The 21,105-nt window shown below is 69.7% G+C and carries 13 protein-coding genes; 9 read left to right on the top strand and 4 right to left on the bottom strand.

Annotated features, from left to right (window positions below; all coding sequences use genetic code 11):
• Positions 1–107 precede the first annotated feature (107 nt).
• From AC5L30_RS25000 to AC5L30_RS24990, 3 genes are all read left to right on the top strand, one after another.
• Positions 108–1,766, top strand: coding sequence for a sodium:solute symporter family protein (locus tag AC5L30_RS25000; RefSeq protein ID WP_494870067.1), 1,659 nt, complete (start codon positions 108–110; stop codon positions 1,764–1,766).
• Between the two features lie 16 nt (positions 1,767–1,782).
• A complete protein-coding gene (locus AC5L30_RS24995; protein ID WP_494870066.1) occupies positions 1,783–2,091 on the top strand; it encodes a hypothetical protein in 309 nt (102 codons plus the stop codon).
• A gap of 135 nt (positions 2,092–2,226) precedes the next feature.
• The gene (locus tag AC5L30_RS24990) at positions 2,227–2,613 is read left to right on the top strand and encodes a hypothetical protein (protein WP_210786102.1); all 387 of its coding nucleotides are present in this window, start codon (positions 2,227–2,229) and stop codon (positions 2,611–2,613) included.
• 288 nt (positions 2,614–2,901) lie between these two features.
• On the opposite strand, the gene AC5L30_RS24985 is transcribed toward AC5L30_RS24990, so the two are convergent.
• On the bottom strand, positions 2,902–4,677 hold the full coding sequence (locus AC5L30_RS24985; RefSeq protein WP_494870065.1) for a glycoside hydrolase family 6 protein: 1,776 nt from the start codon (positions 4,675–4,677) through the stop codon (positions 2,902–2,904).
• 599 nt (positions 4,678–5,276) lie between these two features.
• On the opposite strand from AC5L30_RS24985, the gene AC5L30_RS24980 reads away from it, so the two are divergent.
• Together AC5L30_RS24980 and AC5L30_RS24975 are read left to right on the top strand one after the other, a co-directional pair.
• The gene (locus tag AC5L30_RS24980) at positions 5,277–6,641 is read left to right on the top strand and encodes a hypothetical protein (RefSeq protein WP_494870064.1); all 1,365 of its coding nucleotides are present in this window, start codon (positions 5,277–5,279) and stop codon (positions 6,639–6,641) included.
• Positions 6,625–7,332 (top strand): class F sortase, encoded by a 708-nt coding sequence (locus AC5L30_RS24975; RefSeq protein ID WP_494870063.1) that lies wholly within the window; start codon positions 6,625–6,627, stop codon positions 7,330–7,332. Before AC5L30_RS24980 ends, AC5L30_RS24975 begins: the two co-directional genes overlap by 17 nt.
• A gap of 75 nt (positions 7,333–7,407) precedes the next feature.
• Here the strand turns inward: AC5L30_RS24975 and AC5L30_RS24970 are convergent, their stop codons facing one another.
• Entirely contained in the window at positions 7,408–12,489 is a 5,082-nt protein-coding gene (locus tag AC5L30_RS24970; protein WP_494870062.1) for an NAD-glutamate dehydrogenase, read from the bottom strand.
• A gap of 289 nt (positions 12,490–12,778) precedes the next feature.
• On the opposite strand from AC5L30_RS24970, the gene AC5L30_RS24965 reads away from it, so the two are divergent.
• The 4 genes from AC5L30_RS24965 (at position 12,779) to AC5L30_RS24950 (ending at position 18,681) form a co-directional block, all read left to right on the top strand.
• Complete coding sequence (locus AC5L30_RS24965) at positions 12,779–14,743, top strand: penicillin-binding transpeptidase domain-containing protein (protein ID WP_494870061.1); 1,965 nt, start codon at positions 12,779–12,781, stop codon at positions 14,741–14,743.
• 339 nt (positions 14,744–15,082) lie between these two features.
• A complete protein-coding gene (locus AC5L30_RS24960) occupies positions 15,083–16,480 on the top strand; it encodes a prenyltransferase/squalene oxidase repeat-containing protein (protein WP_494870060.1) in 1,398 nt (465 codons plus the stop codon).
• Positions 16,481–16,497: 17 nt separating this feature from the next.
• The gene (locus tag AC5L30_RS24955; RefSeq protein WP_494870059.1) at positions 16,498–17,772 is read left to right on the top strand and encodes a methyltransferase domain-containing protein; all 1,275 of its coding nucleotides are present in this window, start codon (positions 16,498–16,500) and stop codon (positions 17,770–17,772) included.
• Between the two features lie 3 nt (positions 17,773–17,775).
• Positions 17,776–18,681 (top strand): adenosine deaminase family protein, encoded by a 906-nt coding sequence (locus AC5L30_RS24950; protein ID WP_494870058.1) that lies wholly within the window; start codon positions 17,776–17,778, stop codon positions 18,679–18,681.
• Positions 18,682–18,699: 18 nt separating this feature from the next.
• On the opposite strand, the gene AC5L30_RS24945 is transcribed toward AC5L30_RS24950, so the two are convergent.
• Together AC5L30_RS24945 and AC5L30_RS24940 are read right to left on the bottom strand one after the other, a co-directional pair.
• Positions 18,700–20,007, bottom strand: coding sequence for an arginase family protein (locus AC5L30_RS24945; protein ID WP_494870057.1), 1,308 nt, complete (start codon positions 20,005–20,007; stop codon positions 18,700–18,702).
• A gap of 66 nt (positions 20,008–20,073) precedes the next feature.
• Positions 20,074–20,997: a tetratricopeptide repeat protein gene (locus AC5L30_RS24940; protein WP_363889790.1), complete on the bottom strand. Its 924-nt coding sequence runs from the start codon at positions 20,995–20,997 to the stop codon at positions 20,074–20,076.
• Between the last annotated feature and the right edge of the window lie 108 nt (positions 20,998–21,105).

Here is a 21,105-nt window from a genome sequence, read left to right as displayed (position 1 = left end):
GAGAGGGCCCGAACGCGGCGGTCTCCACCTTCGGGAGTGAAACCGTACGGACGGGGTAATAGGGCGCGCGCACAACCAGTACGGACGTCGGGACGAGGGGTGGCGGGATGGACGGCGACGGTCTTCGGCTCAACATGAACGGGCTGGACTACCTGATTCTGGCGCTGTACTTCGTCACCGTCCTCGGGGTCGGCTTCGCCGCGCGCCGGGCGATCCGGACCAGCGTGGACTTCTTCCTCTCCGGCCGTTCCCTGCCGGCCTGGGTGACCGGTCTCGCCTTCGTCTCGGCGAACCTGGGCGCGTTGGAGATCATCGGGATGGCCGCCAACGGGGCCCAGTACGGCGTGATGACGGTCCACTACTACTGGATCGGCGCGGTCCCGGCGATGGTCTTCCTGGGCATCGTGATGATGCCCTTCTACTACGGCTCCAAGGTCCGCAGCGTGCCGGAGTACCTGCGGCTGCGGTTCAACCGCCCCACCCATCTGCTCAACGCGCTCAGCTTCGCCGTCGCCCAGGTTCTGATCGCCGGCGTGAACCTCTACGCGCTGGCCCTTGTCATGCAGGCGCTGCTCGGCTGGCCGCTCTGGACGGCGATCGTGGTCGGCGCGGCGATCGTGCTGGCGTACATCACCATCGGCGGCCTGTCCGGGGCGATCTACAACGAGGTGCTCCAGTTCTTCGTCATCCTCGCCGGCCTCATCCCGGTCACCGTGATCGGCCTGGTCAAGGTCGGCGGGTGGAACGGCCTGATGGACGCGGTCGGCGACACCAAACTCGGCGAGGCGGGCCTGCACGCGTGGCAGGACACCGGCAGCACGGCCAACCCGCTGGGCGCGCACTGGATCGGCATCGTCTTCGGCCTCGGTTTCGTGCTGTCGTTCGGCTACTGGACGACGAACTTCGCCGAGGTGCAGCGGGCCCTCTCGGCCAAGAACATGAGCGCCGCCCGGCGTACGCCGATCATCGCCGCGTACCCGAAGCTGTTCATCCCGTTGGTCACGGTCATTCCCGGTCTGGTAGCCCTGGTCACGGTGAAGGGCCTCGGCGCGGAGAGCGGAGACCTCCAGTACAACAACGCGATCCCGTTGCTGATGCGCGACCTGCTGCCCAACGGCGTGCTCGGGGTGGCCGTCACCGGCCTGCTCGCCTCGTTCATGGCCGGCATGGCGGCCAACGTGAGCGGCTTCAACACCGTCTTCACCTACGACATCTGGCAGGCGTACATCCGCCGGGACCGGTCGGACGAGTACTACCTTCGGGTCGGTCGGTGGGCGACGGTCGCCGCGGTGGTGATCGGGATTGGCACCGCGTTCATCGCGGCGGGGTTCAGCAACATCATGAACTACATCCAGGCGCTCTTCTCCGTCTTCAACGCGCCGCTGTTCGCCACCTTCATCATCGGCATGTTCTGGAAGCGGATGACCGCCCTGGCCGGCTTCTGGTCGCTGTTGCTGGGCACCCTGGTGTCGCTGAGCCTCTACCTGCTCTACAAGGGCGGCGTGGTCGATTTCAACTCCGACCTGGAGGAGAGCTTCTGGGGTGCCGGTCTGGCGTTCGTCACGGCGGTGGTGGTCGCCGCGATCGTCACCCCGCTCACCGCGCCCAAGCGTGACGAGGAGCTGCGCGGGCTGGTGTACGGCATGGGCGGCGTCGACCTGAAGGGCGACGTGCTCGCCGGAGACGCCGCCTGGTACCGCTCCCCGGTGCTGCTCGGCGTGATCGCGGTCGCGCTGGCCGCCCTCTTCTACATCCCGGTCTTCTAAGGAAAGGGGTCGGCAGATGAGCAACGACGGCCAGCCGGCACAGGACCCGCTGATCGATGAGACGCAGGCGGAGCAGCGGCGCTCCGCCGCGGCCCGGCTGTTCGACATCCGCCGGGTGATCGGTGGCCTCTTCGTCGCGTACGGGGTCATCGTGACGCTGATCGGCGTCTTCGACAGCCGGGCCGAGATCGACAAGGCCGAAGGCGTACGGATCAACCTGTGGGCCGGGCTGACGATGCTCGCCTTCGGCCTGCTCATGCTGCTCTGGCAGTGGCTGCGTCCGGCGGAACCGCCGGCCCCCAACGAGCACCAGCCCGACGCCTGACCGCCGGGCCACCCGGCCCGACCGCACGGCACGAGCACGGCCCGGCGCCTGACCGCCGGGCCGTGCGGCATGAGCGCGGCACGAAGGGGTACGTGGGGGAAATCAGGCACCGTGTCGGACACAGGAGGCAGCACCATGACCGATCGCGATCGCCAACCGCCGTTGGAGGACAGCCCCGAGGTGGCCTCGGCGGTGGACGATGATGCCACCGTGCCGCAGCTGCGGACCGGAGGTGGCCCCGACCGGGACACACCGGGCTTCGCCGAACCCCGCAGCCGACCGGCCGACCTCGCGCCGGACACCGACGAGCTGATCGGCGACCCGTACGCTGCCGGCACCGGGGCGACCGGGACGGGCACCGGCGCTGGCGGGGACAACATCCGCACGGGGGGCGAACAGCCCTGGGAGCCGGAGGATCTGGTGATGGCCCGCGGCCAGGACCTGACCCCGGAGAACCTGGAGAAGGCCCGCCGTGACCTGGCCGAGCAGGGCCGGGCGGCGATCGAGCGCACCGTGCCCTGATCGGGGCCCAAAGGGCGTGAGTCGAAGCCCTCGGTCGAGCCGAGGCGGAGTCCGGGCGGCGGTCCGGCAAGGCGGAGGTTGGCCCGGATACCGGTGTTGTATCCGGGCCAACCTCCAAGGCGGCCGGCCGTCGTCTGGGCCCGCCGCAGGCCGGCCAGGGGCTTCGACTCACGCCCAAGGGGGGTCCCCGGCCCGACCTGTGACGGTCGAACCGGGGACCCGGGGGGAACCTGCTGCCAACAGTGCCTCACCAACCACTGGCAGCGGGTTGGTGCGTGAGCTACCCGGTCAGAGCGCCGGGTAGGCGTTGCGCATGAGCTCCTGGAACTGGGCGGAGAACCAGGCACCGGAGATCGGTGCGTCGGCCAGCGCCCCGGACGGGTTGTTGCCGTTGCGGGCGTTGCCGCCGTACGTCGGGTCGCACATCCGGTCGAAGCCCTTGCCCTCGTTGTTCGGGATCTCCTTGCTGGAGCCGTCCGACTCACCCGGCGGCTTCACCCAGACGTAGGCGTCGATGCCCGGCTCCGGGTTGGGCCGGGGCCGCTCGCCGATGCCGGCGCCGGCCTGGTTGCACCAGTTGCCGAGGTGGGCCCGGCGGTCGATGCGACCCCCGTTGACGTACGTGTCGACGTTGGTCGTGGCGCCCGGCCCGGTGGGCCGCGCGGAGCCGCCCCAGCCGTTGCGGGACGTGTCGATCAGCATGCCGATGTTGGAGTTGAAGCCGACCGAGACCAGCTTGTCGCGGAACGCCTGGGCGAAGGACAGCTCGTCGACGTAGAAGTTCCAGTCGACCCACTTGGACTGCCGCACCGTCTGACCGTTGACGTTGTCGGTGACCTTGAAGTACGGCTCACGCAGCGCCGAGTAGTTCGCGGTGTTGGTGATGAACCCGTGCACGTTGTTGACCGTGCTGCCGGAGGCCACCGCGGCGGTCTTCAGGATGTCGGCGGTCGGGCCGAAGTTGGAGTCCCAGCCGAGCCAGCCGTGGTGGCCGGCGTCGATGTAGTTGTAGACGTTGCCGATCGCGCCCAGCTTGGCGAGGGCGTAGCCGACCCCGTTGACGTAGGCGCCGTTGGCCTTGACCGTGTCGCACATGACCGTGCCGCCGGGCTGACCGGACGTGTTGGTGACCAGGTTCGGCAGCGAGTCGATCTCGATGACGTTGATGATCCGCAGGCTGCTGTACTTCGAGTCACCCTGGATCGCGGCGATCGGGTCGATGTACTGGGCCTTGTACTTCGGCAGCTCGTCCGGGCCCAGCTCACCGTTGGAGGCGAGCGCGGAGCAGTCCCGGCCGGGCAGGTTGTAGATCACGAACTGGATGTAACCGGCGCCCTGGCGCAGCGCCTCGTCCAGGTGCTGCCGCACCCCGAAGGCCCCGTTGGAGCTGCTGTCCGGCGTGCCGTTGATCGCGGCGATCCGGTCCAGCCAGACGGCGGTGGGGTTGTTGGAGATCCGGCTTCCGCCGGCCTCGGCGTCCGCCTTGGCCTTCCACTCCGGGTTCACGTAACCGCGCGCCCCGACGTACGGGTTGTCGACCTTGGTGCCGGGCGGCGGATCGGTCGGCGGATCCGTCGGCGGGTCGGTCGGCGGGTCGGTGGGCGGATCGGTCGGCGGGTCGGTCGGCGGGGTGGTGCCACCGTTGCAGACCACGCCGTTCAGGGTGAACGAGGTCGGCTTCGGGTTGCTGCCGCTCCACGCGCCGTTGAAGCCGATGCTCGTTGACGCGCCGGTGGCCAAGGTGCCGTTGTAGGACAGGCTCCGGGCGGTGACCTGGCTGCCAGACTGGCTGAACGTGGCTGACCAGCCCTGCTGCACCCGCTGGCCGGAGTTGGGGAAGGTCCAACCCAGGGTCCAGCCGTTCAGCGGGTCGCCGACGTTCTTGATGGTGACGCTCGCGGTGAACCCGCCGGGCCACTCGTTGCTGGTGTACGCGATGTCGCACTGCGTCGCGGCCTGCGCCGCGGTACCCGGAATCGTTACGAGCCCACCGGCGACCAGGGCACCCGCGCCGGCGAGCGCGAGGGCCCGGCGTGGGCCGGATAGCCTTCTCCACACATTCATGCCACTGATCTCCTTGGGCGAGACCGGGCCCACGTACGGCCCGGCGGGACGGCCCGATAGACGTCCTGCACGGACGGCCGTCGGCGCCAAACGGGATTCTTTGGGGGCGCCCGACCCGGACGGGCGATGGTGGTGGTGGTGCCCGGCCGATGCGTCGGCCGGTCGATCGGCGGCGGGATGTCGCCCGATGAACCGGGTGCCCTCGACTCCCTGCCTGCGCGGTGTGGCTCTCTGAACCGCGTTCGCCGATTCTTGCATGGGAGCGCTTCCATGGCAATGGCTCGATGCGTTGCCCGAGCCGTTTCGGACGATACCCCCGGCTGCGCCCGAGTGGCGCGCGCCTGCCTGGAGCCGTCGCTACCCGGATGACCGGGGCGGCCGGGCACGGCGAGCGCGGAACACCGTGGCGCATCCACAACGTCCCGGGCCGTCTGAGACGACGCTCGGCGCGGTGAAAGCCGCGTAGCACCCCTTCACCTCTTATTTGGATCAAAGGTAAAACGCGAATCTTTCACTTCATAAGTCATGAAACGGTCTAACGTCGGTCTTAGCTCGGTTGTCGCCGGGCACAGGACAACAGGGATGGAGTGACGCAGGTCATGGCTAAGAAGATGCTCGGGAAGGTCGTTGCGGGCGCCGCGCTCGGCGGCGCGTCGCTTCTGGTGTTCGCACCGGGGATCGCGTTCGCCGACGGCCACAACGACGGCAAGGACCGCGACGGCAAGGTCTACGCCAAGCCGCACGTCGTCAAGGCTGGCGAAGAGGTCAAGCTCCTCGAGATCTGCCCGGATCGGCAGGAGCACGCGTACGTGTGGTCCAAGGTCACCGGCAAGGTCAAGCTCAAGCCGGCCCATGAAGACCGGGGCGAGGACCGCGAGTGGCGCGAGGAGAACTCCTCCGACCACGACAAGGGCAAGGACGAGCACGGCAAGGACGAGAACGGCAAGGACGACAAGGGCAAGGACGAGAACGGCAAGGACGAGAACGGCAAGCACGAGAACGGCAAGGACGACAAGGGCAAGGACGAGAACGGCAAGCACGAGAACGGCAAGGACGACAAGGGCAAGGACGAGAACGGCAAGCACGAGAACGGCAAGGACGACAAGGGCAAGGACGAGAACGGCAAGCACGAGAACGGCAAGGACGAGAACGGCAAGGGCGGCCAGGGCGGCGGCGCTGCCGCCGACGCCTACGGCGACGAGGGCAGCAAGGACTGGAAGGGCGAGGAGCACGGCCAGGACGCCGAAGGCAACCGCGACAAAAAGGACTGGGAGTCCAAGGACGAGCACGGCTCGGACAACGGCTGGGAGTCCAAGGACGAGCACGGCTCCGAGTACGGCTCGGACAACGGCCGGGACAACGGCCGTGACCACAAGGACGAGCACGGCTCTGAGTACGGCTCGGACAACGGCTGGGGCTCCAAGGACGAGCACGGCTCCGAGTACGGCTCGGACAACGGCCGGGACAACGGCCGTGACCACAAGGACGAGCACGGCTCTGAGTACGGCTCGGACAACGGCTGGGGCTCCAAGGACGAGCACGGCTCCGAGTACGGCTCGGACAACGGCCGGGACAACGGCCGTGACCACAAGGACGACCACGGCTCCGAGTACGGCCGTGACAACGGCCGTGACAACGGCCGTGACAACGGCCGTGACAACGGCCGTGACAACGGCCGTGACTCCAAGGACGAGCGTGACTGGGACAACGAGCGCGAGTTCGTCTACTACGGCGAAGCCAAGGTCGACAAGGATGCCAAGCCGGGTCGCTACGAGCTCAAGGGCTCCTGCGGCGAGGGCGAGCTCGTCGTGCTGCCGCACGGCGGTGTCGACGGTGGTGACGGCGGCGTCAGCACCGGCACCGACCGGGGTCTGGCCACCGGCGGGGCGGGCCTGCTCGGCGCTGCCGCGCTGGGCGGGATCGTGCTGATGCGTCGTCGGCGGACCGATGGTTCGCTCGTCTGACGTGACGACGACACCGGCCGGCGGCCGTCGCGGGAAACCGTGGCGTGCCGCCGGCACGGCCGTCGTCGTCACCATGGCCATGATCGGCGCCGGCATGATCGGCGCCTCCCTGAAGACCGCGCCCAGTCCCCGGCCGCCGCAGCCGCTGGCCCAGGCGGGCCCCGAGGCCACCGGGCCGGCGAGCACCGCCGACGACGCCCCGCAGGTCGATCAGGGGGACGCGCCGGCCGGGTTGGCCCGTTCGGCGCCTACCAGCATCGAGATCCCCCGGATCGGTGTCGACGCGACAATCATGTCGTTGGGCACCAACCCGGACGGCACCGTCCAGGTCCCTCCGCTGGACAAGGCCGACCAGGCCGGGTGGTACGAGCCGGGTGCGAGCCCGGGCGAGACAGGTAACGCGGTAATCGTCGGACACGTGGACTCGGCGGTGCTCGGCCCGGCCGTCTTCTTCGACCTCGGCGCTCTCACCCCCGGCGACACCGTCACCGTGCGCCGCGCCGACGGAGTGCCGGCCACCTTCACCGTCGACTCGGTGAAGTCGTACCCGAAGACGGCCTTCCCCACCGAGTTGGTGTACGGACCGAGCGACCGGCCCAGCCTGCGGGTGGTCACCTGCGGCGGTCAGTTCGACGCGGCCGCGAAGAGCTACCCGGACAACATCGTCGTCTTCGCCACCATGGCGGCGTGACCCGCGGCGACGACAGAACGCGGTCCGGCCGGTCGGGGTGACCCGACCGGCCGGACCGCGTCCGGCGTAGCTGACTCAGGCGGCTGCGGAGGTCCGCACCAGGGTGCGGATCTGGCGCAGCAGCACCGACAGCGCGGCGAGGTCCGCCCGCGACTCGTCGAACTCCCCCATCGCCCGTCGGGCGCGGTGGATGGAGGTGGCGTTCGACTGCTCCCACTGCTGCACCCGCTCGTGCGGTGGCAGGTCGCCCGGAGTGGAGTCGAGCACCTCCGCGGTGAGCGCGGCCAGCGCGGCGTAGAGGTCGTATCGCAGCGCCATCCGGGCCAGCGTCTGCCAGCGGTCCTCCCGCGGCAGCAGGGAGATCTTCGACAGCAGCGAGTCCACCCGGAACAGGTCGGACAGCACGAAGTAGACCGAGGCCACCTCGCTGACGTCCCGCCCACTGGCGTTCGCGGTCTCCACCACGTCCATCAGGCCGAAGCTGTACATCAGCCGGGTCGCCCGCTCCGCCAGCTCGCGGGGCAGCCCACGCTCGGTCATCGAGTCCATGTGCGCGGCGATGCCCTGGCGCTCGTTGCCGTAGAACAGCTCCTCGAGCCCTGGCAGCAGCCGGGTGACCCCGTCCCGCAGCCGGGCGATCTCGGCCGGCACGTCGATCGGTGAGCGCCGGTTGGAGACCAGCCACCGCACCGCCCGGTCGAGCAGCCGGCGGGTGTCCAGGTAGACGCTGGTCTGCAGTTCCGGCGCCACCTTGTTGTCCAGCGCCTCGACCGCGTCCCACAGGTCGCGCAGGCCGAACACCTCGCTGACCACCACGTACGCCCGGATCACGTCTGCCGCGCTGGCCGCCGTCTCCTCGACCACCCGGAAGATGAACGAGATGCCGCCCCGGTTGATCGCCTCGTTGACCAGCACGGTGGTGACGATGTCCCGGCGCAGCCGGTGCCGGCCCATCCGGTCGGCGAACCGTTCGCGCATCGGCGTCGGGAAGTAGTTGACCAGGACGTCGGTCGTCCACTCCTCGTCGGCCAACCCCTCGGTGAGGATCTCCCGCTCCAGGACGATCTTCACGTACGCGAGCAGCACCGCGAACTCCGGCGCGGTCAGGCCGGACTCGCTGCGGACCGCCAACTCCTCGTCCGGCGGCAGCGCCTCCAACGCCCGGTCCAACCCGCCCGACCGCTCCAGCTCGTTGATCATCCGGCGGTGCACCGGGAGCAGCGAGGCGGCCTGGGCCTGGGCATTGTTGATCGCCCGAGCCTGGTCGTAGTTGTCCCGCAGCACCAGTTCGGCGACCTCGTCGGTCATCCCGGCCAGCAGCTCGTCGCGTTCGGCCATGGTCAGCTCACCGTCGGCCACCGCCGTGTTGAGCAGGATCTTGATGTTCACCTCGTGGTCGGAGGTGTCCACCCCGGCCGCGTTGTCGATGAAGTCCGTGTAGATCCGGCCACCGGTCAGCGCGTACTCGATCCGGCCGAGCTGGGTCCAGCCCAGGTTGCCGCCCTCGCCCGCCACCCGGCAGCGCAGGTTGCGCCCATCCACCCGGATCGCGTCGTTGGACTTGTCGCCCACCTCGGCGTTGGTCTGGGTGGAGGCCTTGACGTAGGTGCCGATGCCGCCGTTCCAGAACAGGTCCACCGGGGCGGTGACGATCGCCTTCATCAGGTCCTGCGGCGACAGCTGCGTGACGTCGTCGTCCAGGCCGATCGCCGCCCGGACCTGGGGCGTGATCGGGATGGACTTCGCGGTACGCGGGAAGATGCCGCCACCTGCCGAGATCAGCTCCGGGTTGTAGTCCTCCCAGGAGGAACGGGGCAGGTCGAACAGTCGCCGACGCTCCGCGTAGGAGGTGGCGGCGTCCGGCTCCGGGTCGAGGAAGATGTGCCGGTGGTCGAAGGCGGCCACCAGTCGGATGTGCTCGGAGAGCAGCATCCCGTTGCCGAACACGTCGCCGGACATGTCACCGACGCCGACCACCGTGAAGTCCTGGGTCTGGGTGTCCAGGCCCAACTCCCGGAAGTGCCGCTTCACCGACTCCCAGGCGCCTCGGGCGGTGATGCCCATCTTCTTGTGGTCGTAGCCGGCGGAGCCACCGGACGCGAACGCGTCGCCCATCCAGAAGTTGTGGGTCTTGGAAATCTCGTTGGCGACGTCGGAGAACGTCGCCGTGCCCTTGTCGGCCGCCACCACCAGGTACGGGTCGTCGCCGTCGTGCCGGACCACGTCCTCGGGCGGCACGATCTGCCCGCTGACGATGTTGTCGGTGACGTCCAGCATCGCGCCGACGAACTCCTGGTAGCAGGCGACCGCCTCATCCCGGTCACCCGGCTTCTGCTTCAACACGAAGCCGCCCTTGGCGCCGACCGGCACGATCACGGTGTTCTTCACCATCTGCGCCTTGACCAGGCCCAGCACCTCGGTACGGAAGTCCTCGCGACGGTCGGACCAGCGCAACCCGCCCCGGGCCACCGGCCCGAACCGCAGGTGCACACCCTCGAACCGGGGCGAGTAGACGAAGATCTCGAACTTCGGTCGCGGCGCCGGCAGGTCCGGAATGGCCTGCGGGTCGAGCTTGAACGCCACGTACGCCTTCGGTCGCCCGTCGGCGCGCTTCTGGTAGAAGCTGGTCCGCAGGGTCGCCTCGATCAGCGTCAGGTACGAGCGCAGGATCCGGTCCTGGTCGAGGCTCGCCACGTCGTCCAGCGCGCCCCGGATAGTCTCCACCAGCTCACCGCTGCGCTGCTGCCGCTGCTCGGTGCTCAACTCGCCCGGCGCGAACCGGGTCTCGAAGAGCTCCACCAGCAACGCGGCCAGCTTCGGGTACGCGATGAAGGTCTGCTCCATGTAGTCCTGCGAGAAGACCGTGCCGGCCTGCCGCAGGTACTTCGCGTACGCCCGCAGCACCACCACCTGCCGCCAGGTCAGCCCGCCGCGCAGCACCAGCTCGTTGAACCGGTCCACCTCGGCCTCGCCGCGCCAGGCCGCCGCGAACGCGTTCTCCACGTGCGGGCGCACCTCGGCCAGCTCGTGATGCCCCTCGGGCAGCATGAGGCCGAAGTCGTACAGGTAGACCCGACCGTCGATCCGGTCCACCTCGTACGGGTGCTCGTCGACCACCCGTACGCCGAGCGAGTGCAGCACCGGCAGCACGGCGGAGAGCATCATCGGCTCGCCGTACCGGTAGACCTTGAACCGGACGTCCATCGCCTCGGCCAGGTCCGCTCCCGGCACCCGGGTGCCCGGTCGGGGCGCCAACTGCTTGCGGAACAGGTGCATCTCCAGCTGGCCGGGCTCCTCCAGCAACTCCAGCTTCGCCAGGTCCTTCATCGCCTCGTACGGCGTGTGCCCGTCCTTGTAGCCCTCCGGGAACGCGTCGGCGTACCGGGTGAAAAGGTGCTTGGCCTGCTCGTCGCCGAGCTTGCGCTCCAGCACCAGCCGGTAGTCGTCGTCCCAGAGCCGGGTGGCGTCGGCCAACTCCTCGGCCAGCAGGTCGGCGTCGATGTCGCCGGGCGGCCGTGTCGGGTCGGTACGGACGATGAAGTGCACCCGAGCCAGCATCGACTCGGTGACCCGGGTGGTGTAGTCCACCCCGACGCCGTTCAGCTCACGCAGCAGGATGTCCTGCATGCGCAGCCGGTTCTGGGTGGTGAACCGGTCCCGGGGCAGGTAGATCAGGCAGGAGATGAACCGCCCGTACGCGTCCCGACGCAGGAAGACGCGCAACTGCCGGCGGCCGGCCATCCGCAGCACACCGACCACCGCGTGGTACAGGTCGTCGGTCTTGATCTGGAACAGCTCGTCGCGCGGGTACGTCTCCAGGATCTGGATCAGATCCTTACCGGAGTGGCTGCGCTGGCTCAGGCCGGAGCGGTCCAGCACCTCGGCCACCTTGCGGCGGACCACCGGCAGCTCACGGACGCTGGTCCGGTAGGCGGCCGTCGAGAACAGGCCCAGGAAGCGCCGCTCACCGATCACGTCACCGGCGGAGTTGAAGATCTTGAAGCCGATGTAGTCCAGGTACGCCGAGCGGTGCACGGTGGCACGCGAGTTGGCCTTGGTGATGATGAGCAGGCGCTTCTCCAGCACCTTCTCGTGCGCCTCGGGCGTCATCGACGCCAGCGACCGCGCGTCCGGCGAATCGGAGCGCAGGATGCCCAGACCGGTGCCGAGCACCGCCTCCAACGCCTTGCCGTCGACCGGGTCGGTGGCGTCGCCGCCGTCGGCGTCCACCAGTCGGTACTCGCGGTAGCCGAGGAAGGTGAAGTGATCCTGGGCGAGCCAGCGCAGCAGCTCCACCGAGTCGGTGATGTCCTTTTCCGGCACCGGGGGGCGGTTGTCGGAGGTACGGGCCGAGGCCAGCTCGTCGGCGAGCGCGAGGGCACGCTGACGCATCTTCGGCCAGTCCTCCACCGCCTCCCGCACGTCGGTGAGCACCCGCTGCAACTCGCGGCGCAGCCGGTCCCGCTCGGCCGCGTCCCGGACCGGGTCGATCTCGATCCGCATCCAGCTCTCGATGATGTCGCCGGAGATCGCGTCGTCCGGCTCCACGTCCGCGGAGACCTCGGTGAGCCGGCCCAGCGGCTCACGCCGCACCACCACCAGCGGGTGCACCAGCAGGTGCACGTCGAGGTGGTACGAGTTGAGCAGCGCCGTCACCGAGTCGACCAGGAACGGCATGTCGTCCGTGACGATCTCGACGACCGTGTGGTGCTGGTCCGCGTGCGGTTCGTGGATCCGCAGCTTCAACTCGCCCGGCACCCGCTGCTGGGCGAGGTCCCGGTGTGCCCGGGCCGCGTCGAGCATCTCCTCCGCCGTGAAGCCGACCAACTCCTCGTCCGGGGCGAACCGCCAGAAACGGCTGACAAGTGTCGCCGCGTCGTGGTCGTCCCCCGCGAGCGCGACGGCCTGGGCCACCAGGCGCTCCGCGTTGGGGACGGGTTCGTCGAGCTCGGCGTCCTCCACGTCGTCGGCCAACGCCTCGGTCGGCAGGCCCAGATCGTAGATGGTGTCGATGCTCGACCCGGTCAGCCCGGTGACTCCCGTGTCGAGCCGGCCGTAGCCGTCCCCGTCGGTCGCCGAATCGAAGCTGTCGTCGTCCCGGCCGGAGTCATCCTGCCGGAGGTCGGGTTCCGGTTTGATCGCCGGACGCCGGTCCATCGGTGCCACTCCCCTCGACCCACCGCGTTGTGGGTCACTCTGCCGCCCAGCCTAGGCCCTGCCGCTCTGCGCCTTCGTCGGCGGACCACTGGCCAGACGTCCGGATCGGGACTTTGTCCTTTCACCCGTTGCGGGTCCGAGGTTGGCCGGCTGCGGGATACCCCGCCACGCGATGTTCATCACACCGGCGCGGCCCGTCTTTGGGCGCAGCCGAGCACCTGGGGGACGTTGGGGACGCCGTTCGCGTACTACCGTGCGAGGGCAGTCCGAAATCGGAAGGACCAGCTCCATGCCCTTGTCGTACCCCCGGCCCCACCGGCCGAACCCCGCCCGCCGCCTGGCCGCCGCCGTCACCACGGCACTGCTCGCGGCGGGTGTCCTGGTCGGTTGCTCGGGTGACGACGGGCCGCAGCGCACCGTCGACGCCTTCCTCGCGGGGTGGCGCAGCGGTGACCTCCAAGCGGTCGGGCTGATCGACCCGCTCGGCACGAAACTGCCGTCGGCCGACGTGGCGCGCGAGATCAAGGACCTTTCCGGGGAGCTGGCGGCCACTCCGCCGACGCTGACGCGTCGCGGCGAGCCGAAGATCACGAAGGACATCGCGACCACGACCGTCCAGGTCGAGTGGGCCCTGCCCGGTCAGACCCGCTGGGCGTACGACCGGGAGCTACGGCTCGCCCACGGCGACGACGACCAGTGGCAGGTGATCTGGGAGCCGAAGGTGGTGCACGAGCAGCTCACCAAGGGTGACCGGCTGGCGCTGCGCCGCGACGCCGGCGCCCGCGCCCCACTGCTGGACAACGCCGGAAAACCGATCGTGACCCCGCGTCCGGTGGTCCGGGTGGGTGTGCAGCCCAACGGGGTCGCCGACATCAAGAAGCTCGTCAAGGACCTCGACGCGGCGTTCAAGGCCATCCGCCCGGCGCTGGTTCCGGGCGTCGACCTGGCCGACCTGCCCGGGCGGGTGGCGAAGGCCGAACCGGGTGCCTTCGTCGAGGTGGTGTCGCTGCGCGAGGATGCCTACCGGCAGATCAAGCCCCGGATCTACGACCTGCCGGGCACGAAGTTCGTCTCCGACAAGATCGACCTGGCGCCCACCCGCGAGTTCGCCCGTGCGCTGCTCGGCACGGTCGACCCGGCGCAGGCCGACGACCTCGCCGCACACCCCGACCGGTACGTCGCCGGCGACCTGGTCGGGCACGGCGGGCTACAGGGCCGCTACGACGAACGACTGCGCGGCGGCCCCGGGCTGACCGTGGTGGTCGAGCGTCCGACCGAGGACGGCAAACTCGAACCCACCGGCACCGAGCTGTTCCGCCGGGAGCCGCAGCCCGGGCAGGCGCTGAAGACCACGCTGGACGTCGCCGTCCAGAACGCGGCCGACGGGGCCCTGCGCGCCGAGTCGCGCCGATCCGCCCTGGTGGCGCTTCGGATCAGCGACGGCGCCGTGCTCGCCGCGGCGAACGGCCCCGGGCCGGCCGGGGAGAATCTGGCCTTCAACGCCCAGGTCCCGCCGGGCTCCACCTTCAAGATGGTCAGCACGCTGGGCCTGCTGGACCGGGGCGCGGTCACTCTGGACGGGCCGGTGGACTGCAAGAAGACCTTCACCGTGGACGGCCGGTCCTTCAAGAACTCCGACAACTTCGAGCTCGGCTCGGTGCCGTTCCGCACCGACTTCGCCAAGTCCTGCAACACGGCGTTCGCCGCGTTGGCCCCGAAGCTCGGCGGCGACGGGCTGGCCGCCGCCGGCCGCTCGCTGGGCCTGGAGGGTCAATGGGACCTCGGCACGGACGCCTTCACCGGCAAGGTCTCGACGGGTGGCAGTCCGACCGAGCAGGCCGCCGCATCGTTCGGGCAGGGCACCACGCTGGTCAGCCCGCTCGCCATGGCCGGTGCCACCGCCGCCGTCGCCCGCGGCCGCTTCGAGCAGCCGAAGCTGCTGATCGACCCGGCACCGGCCAAGCCGGCCCCGGCGGGCGAGCAACTGAAGCCAGAATCCGTGGCGGCGCTGCGCACGATGATGCGCGAGGTGGTCACCACCGGCACCGGCAGCGCGCTCAAGGACGTGCCGGGCGAGGTGTACGGCAAGACCGGCACCGCGGAGTACGACGACAACCCGGCCCACACCCACGCCTGGTTCGTCGGCTGGCGGGGCGACGTGGCGTTCGCCGTCTTTGTGGAGAAGGGCGGGGCCAGCACCGCCTCGGCCGTCCCGATCACCGAGCGCTTCCTCCGCGCCCTCCCGGCCCGCTGACGGTGGTCCGCTGCTCGTTCGTGTGACGCGAGCGAGCAGCGGACGGACAGCCCTTTCCGGCGGCGGATGAAGGTCGCCTACCCGGACGCGAGCACCCACTGTCAGATGTCGGCCAATCCCTTGCCACGGCGATGGCAATGCCCTGATCCGGCACCGAACACCGGATATCCCCTGCCAAACGGGGTGAAGCACATCCTCCTTCCCCACGGCTACCACCCGCTACGGCTCGCCCGCCTGCCGGGGCCCACGAGTGCGGGGGTGGTAGCCCGTCAATCGGCCCGGTACGGTGCCGGAATCACAGGAAATCAAGGAGCTCAATAGGACAAGACGTACTGAGGGTTGGTTGGTGGCGTCTTCCCTGGAGCACTGACAGCCCTCGGTGCGGCGATTCTTTCCATCCCCGCCCGTTGTGGAGCCGATTTGCCGCAACCAGAAGCCACGCTCTCCGGAAAAACAATCTCGGATGCCCTCAGCCGGGCTCTCGACTGCCTACGGATCAATTTTCGATCCAACGAGGGTGAGGCCGGCTGGTACCACTTCCTGGACGATCCGTCGCCCGGGATCACCGCGTCTGCGGTGGGGCTGTTCACCTTCCGGCTCGCCGGCCAAAATTTCGAACGCGCCGACGAGGTGATCCGCTACCTCATCGACCAGCAGGTCCGTGGACCAGACGGCGAGGGGGCCGGCTGGGCGGTGCGCACCACCAACGGGTTCCCCATCATCGAGGCGACCGCGTGGGTCGTACGAGCGTTGAGTCCGCCCGGCTCGGGGCGGCTCGCCGCCGTTGGCGCCCTCCAGGACGGCGCACGATTTCTGGAGGACAACCAGAACACCGATTTCGGCTGGGGCTCCTACGCCGGACAACCCTCCCGTGTGTTCCACACCGCCCTGTGCATGCTGGCGTTGCAGGAGTGCGGCGGCCCCACCCACGTCATCGACAACGCCAAGAAATGGCTCATCGGGGCGCAGAGCCCGGATGCGCCCGCCTGGGGGCCGCTACCCGGTGCGCCACCGACCCTGCTGCACACCAGCTTCGCCCTCCTCGCCCTCGCCAATCTCGACGGCGCGCTCAGCATCAACACGATCGAGAAGACGACCGACTGGATCCTGGGCAAACTCGTGCCCGGGGAACACGTCGAGCGGTCCTCCACCGTCGAGGAGTTTGACGTTCCGTACACGGACGGCGACCGGGCACTCGTCTTCCAAAACGCCCTGCCGCACTTCGCCGGCCCGGTAGCCGTGACCGCACTGCTGGCGGCGGGAGTCGACCCACTTCAGCCGACGCTCTTCAAGGCGATCTCGCACATCCTTCAAGCGCAGGGCAAGACCGGTTCCTGGGAATTACCGAGAAGCCCGTCAAGGGACTCCATCTGGGCGATCTGGCCCTTCGTCTCGGCCTTGTCCCGGATGCGGGCGGCACTCTTTCCCGTAACCAATGGTGAAGCGCAGCTTCTCTACCCCGGCTGCGCGCTCGTCCAGACGGAGACGAACGCGAGGAAACTGACCAGCGCGCTCCTGATGCGCAACTTCGCCGTCAGTTGGATGAGTCGCCATCGCGTGGCTCTCGGGTTGTGGGGCCTGGCGATCGCCTACTCCGTCACGGCGCTGGTGCTGTTCCTCACCCGGGCGCTCGACAAGGTGGAACTCGCCGTGGGCCTCATCCTCCCGGCGTTGTTGCTGGTGTTCCAGCTGATCTGGGGAGCGCGGTCCCGCCTTCGCGCGGGGCGATCGACGTGAGTGTCGAGCATTGCGAGATGTGCCTGGAGGTCGAGCTGAACGGCCGGGCCGGCGGCCGGCAAGGCGACGTGAGCGAGAGCATGCCCCGGCTGATTCTCCGCACCGACGGCATCGACGTGATGGCCGGGCTCGGGTCGCTCGCTCCCGGCTACACGTTGCTCGTACCGCACCGCCATGTTCCCAGCAGCGGTGATCTGGAGCCGCACGAGCGGGCGGTGCTGCACACCGCGGCACGGGTGGTGGGCCACGAGATCGAGGAGGTCTTCGGGTGCCGGGTGGCCCTGGTCGAGCACGGCTCGTCAGGCAAGGCGTCGGGTCGGTCCGGCGGAGGGTGCATCACCCACTGCCACCTCCACCTCCTACCCCTGGCAACGGATGTGGATCCGGGCATCCTCGTACCGCAGGGAAGTCGCCGCATCGAGGACCTCAGCCCTTTGGTCACCGCCGCCAGCCGTCGGCAGAACTATTACTACTGCTCATGGGCCGCCTCAGGCGGTCACTTCGCGGAGAGTCCCAAGCTGTCGTCCCAGCACGCCAGACGTATCTGGGCGCAGAGCCTCGGCCAGCCGGACCGGTGGGATTGGGCACTTTTCCCCTATATTGATAACTGCCGCATCACGATGGAAAGTCTGCGACCGAACGAGACGCACATGAGCGAAAAACTGAGTGCCGCGATCGTCGACGAGACCATCGCCACCTACACGGGCAACGCCGCCCGCTACGCGGCCGACACCGAGAAGTTCGCCGCCAATTCCACCCTGCCCGGCCAGATCGACGCCCTCCTGAAAGCCACGAGTGGGCCGATCCTGGACGCGGGCGCCGGAGCCGGGCGGGACGCCGAGTACATGGCGGCGACCGGACGGACCGTCATCGCCCTGGACGCCTCTCCCGCGCTGCTCACCGAACTGGAGTGGGGCCACCCCTTCGGGCGGGTGGTCGGCGACGTACGCCGCATCCCGCTGGCTGACTCATCGGTCGGCGCCATCTGGTGCTCTGCGGTGCTCCTCCACCTCGGCCAGCGCGACGTACGGCAGGCGCTGACGGACCTCGCGCGGGTCCTCCGCCCGGGCGGCCTGATGCAGATCTCCGTGAAGAAGGGGCGGGGCATGCGCACCGAACCGCTGGCCGGCTCCGGCACCTTGCGACACTTCTACCTCTACGACGCTGACCAGCTCTGCGCGATGGCCGTGGCAGCAGGGCTGCAGGTGGTCAGGGTTTGGACCGAGGAGGAGGACGGGTCGGCCAGGACCCTCCAGCAGTGGGCCAAGATCGTGACCCGGAAGCCCCGCTAGGTCATGCTGGCGCACCTGCACCTTCACCTGGAGCCCGAGCGGCGGAAACGGACCCAGATGGGGTTGGCGGCCGGTGAACCCTCCCGCGACAAGAAGGCGTTCTTCGCGGCCCACGACGTGGGCAACAGGACGCGGCTGCCGGTGACCGGTCAGGATCTCCGGGACTTCATCGTCCAGGTGCACGCGGAGCAACGCCGGGAGGGCGTGGACTACGTCGAACTGCGGCTTTCGCCGCGCCGCTTCCTGCTCGACGGCCTCTCGACCCACGAGTTCGTCCACATCGCCGCTGCTGCCATGCAACCCCTGCGCAGACCCATTGTCAGGGGAGTTCTCCTCGTCAATCGGGACAGCACGCTAGACGTCGTCGCCCGCTGCACGGCGATGCTTCCGGACCTGCCCGCCACCTTCGTCGGCGTCGATCTGGCCGGCGACGAGAGTCACCACGGTGACACCACGCGATTTCGCGCCCTGTTCCACACAGCCCGTGAGGCGGGCCTGGGAATCACCGTACATGCGGGCGAGTTCGGTGACCTCGCGAGTACATGGCGGGCCCTGGACGAACTCGGTGCGCAGCGGATCGGCCACGGGCTCGCCGCGGTCCAGAGTCGCTCGCTGCTGAAGCGGCTCAGCAACGATCACGTGATGGTCGAGCTCTCGATCTCCTCCAACCGCGCATTGGGAGCGGTCACCGGGATGGCACCGCATCCGGCGCGGACGTTCCTGGAGGCAGGCGTGCCCATCTGCTTCAACACCGACATCCCGGTGGAGAGTGGGTCGACCCTGCAGCAAGAACTGACCCTCGCCGCCACCGCCCTCGAGGTGACGACGGCCGAGCTGACAGCGATCCAGCAGAGGGCCGCAACCTTCGCCTTCCGCTCCGATCTCAGGTCACCGACTCAGGGCCACTGATCCCGACGGCAGCTGGGGTCAGGCCGTGTCGGTTCTGGGTCGCTCGGTGGTGTCCGGGGTGGTTGGCGCGAGGCGCCGCAGCAGACCTGGGCCGGCCGAGGCGGGTGGGCCGACCGGCTCCCGCTCGACCGGAGTTGGGATATCCGCCGGCTCTGACTGCACCGGGGCGAGCGTGCCGCCAAGGTCCGACTCCGCCGAGGTCGGCACGGCGCGTGGCAGCCGTCCCACCGAAGAGTGGACACCGGAGGGCTCGACGGCGATAGGCGCGGGGATGGTGGGCGTGGCAGCAGCCGTCTGGGTCTCCTCACGGGCGGCCGGAATCGGCCGGCCAGGGGTGACTGAGGGAGAATTTTCGCCCCTGCGCGGGGTCGGCGTCGGCCGGGCCGACAGCAGTCGGGGCGGTACGGCTTCCGGGGCGGTGACCGGCGCCAGACCGGCGACCACGGTGTTGACGATCTCGGCCGCGTACGAGCCGTCCGGGTCGTAGTCGGGGTCGAAGACGGTCAGCTCCACGCCGAGGCAGTGCGGGGTGTCGACCAGGCCGGCGAGCAGGATCTCCAGTTCGGCGAAGGCGATGCCACCCGGGTCGGGGGCGTCCACGGCGGGCATCACCGCCGGGTCGAGCACGTCCACGTCGATGTGCACCCAGTAGCCCGCGCAGTCGGCGAGTTGCTCGTGCGCCCACTGCGCCGTCCGGGCGGCGCCTTCGGCTCGCAGCGCCGGCACCGGGCGGGTGGTGATCCCGGCGGCCTGGAGGTCGAGCCGGTATTCGTCCTGTGCGCGGATGCCGAGCACGACCACGTCGATGTCGCGGAAGTAGGGCCGGCGGCCCTCCAGCGCGGCCAGGTCGGCCTGCCCTCGCCCGGTGACCAGGGCCAGGTCCTCACCGGCGGCGGCGCCAACGTAGGAGGCGTTGCCGGGGTGCCGGAAGTCGGAGTGCCCGTCGACGAAGACCAGCCCGATCCGCCCGCCGACGGCTTCGCCGAGGCGGTGCATGGCCAGGGCCGAGCCGAGCAGCACGGAGCAGTCGCCGCCCAGCACCACCGGGAACTCGCCCCGGTCGATGATCGAGCCGATGCGTTCGGCGAGGGCCAGCGAGTAGTCGGCGATTTCCCGGGCGTGGCACACCCCGTCCCCGGGCCGCCAGTCGCCCGGGTCGTACCGGGCGGGGGTGACGCAGCCGGCGTCGCGGGCGCGGAGCCGGGCCAGCAGGTCGTGGTCGCGCAGCGCCCCGGGCGCCTTGGCGCAACCCGGGACCGACGTGGGCGTCGGCGGCCGTAGACCGAGATTTGTCGGCGCGTCGAGGACGGCGATCCGGCGCATCATGAGCTCCCGTCCTCGGTGGTCGGGCGGGCCGGCCGGAACGCCGGCCCGCGCTGGCGTGCTACGAACTCAGAACAGGGCGCTGGCCAGGGCCCGACGCGCCGAGGCGACCGCCGGATCGTCCGGGCCGGCGATGGAGAAGAGCGAGACCAGGTGTTGGCGAACCGTCTCACGGTCCTCACCGGCGGTGCGCCGGACCAGACCGACGAGCCGCGCGTACGCCTGCTCGGCCAGGCCGCTGAGCACCTCGATGTCGGCGGCCAGCAGTTGGGCGGCGACGTCGTCGGGGGCGCTCTCGGCGGCGGCCAGCGCGGTGGACGGGTCGGCGCCGGCCACCCGGCGGGCCACCCCGACCTGGGCCAGCCCCGCCGTGGCCGCGGCGTCCGCGGGGGCGTCGGCGAGGATCTTCCGGTACGCCTGCTCGGCGGCGTCCAGGTCGCCGCTCATCAGCGCGTCGTCCGCCTCGTCGAGGCGGGGGTCCTCCGGCTCGGCGACGGTCACGCCGCCGGCCTTGAGTACGGCCTGGATCCACTGCCGCAGCTGCGCCTCGGGCACCACGCCGGAGAAGGCGTCGACCGGCTGGCCGCCGACGACCGCGTAGACCATGGGGATGCCCTGAACCCGGAACATCTGGGCAATTCGGGGATTTTCCTGCACGTCGACCCGGGCCAGCACCCAGGTGCCGCCGCCCTCGGCGTTCAGCCGCTCCAGGACCGGGGCGAACTCGTCGCTCTCCGGGAAGCCGGCCGCGCCGAAGAACACGACGACGGGCGTGGCCATCGAGCGTTCGAGCACGTCGGACTGGATGGTCGCCTCGGTGACGTCCACGATGGCGGTGTCACCGCCGGCGGTGGGCGCGCCGGGGGCGCCGTTGGACGGGCCGCCCTGCGGGGGCGTGCCGGGGCGGGTACTTGCTGGTGCGGGGCCACGCAGCGTGCTGAGGTCGACCGCGCCGCGGGTGAAGATCGACGAGGTGATCCGTGGGTCGCTCATGGTTACCTAGTCTCGCACGTGAGCCCCCGATCTCAGCTCACCCGCAACCCCGACGTTGCAACTCTCACCCCCGCCCCCATCCCCCGCGATCTTGCACATTCTGTTGCC

It is taken from the genome of Micromonospora sp. BQ32 (assembly GCF_059358895.1).
The sequence above is the reverse complement of the archived record's forward strand: the minus strand, read 5'-3'. Positions and strand labels throughout refer to the sequence as shown.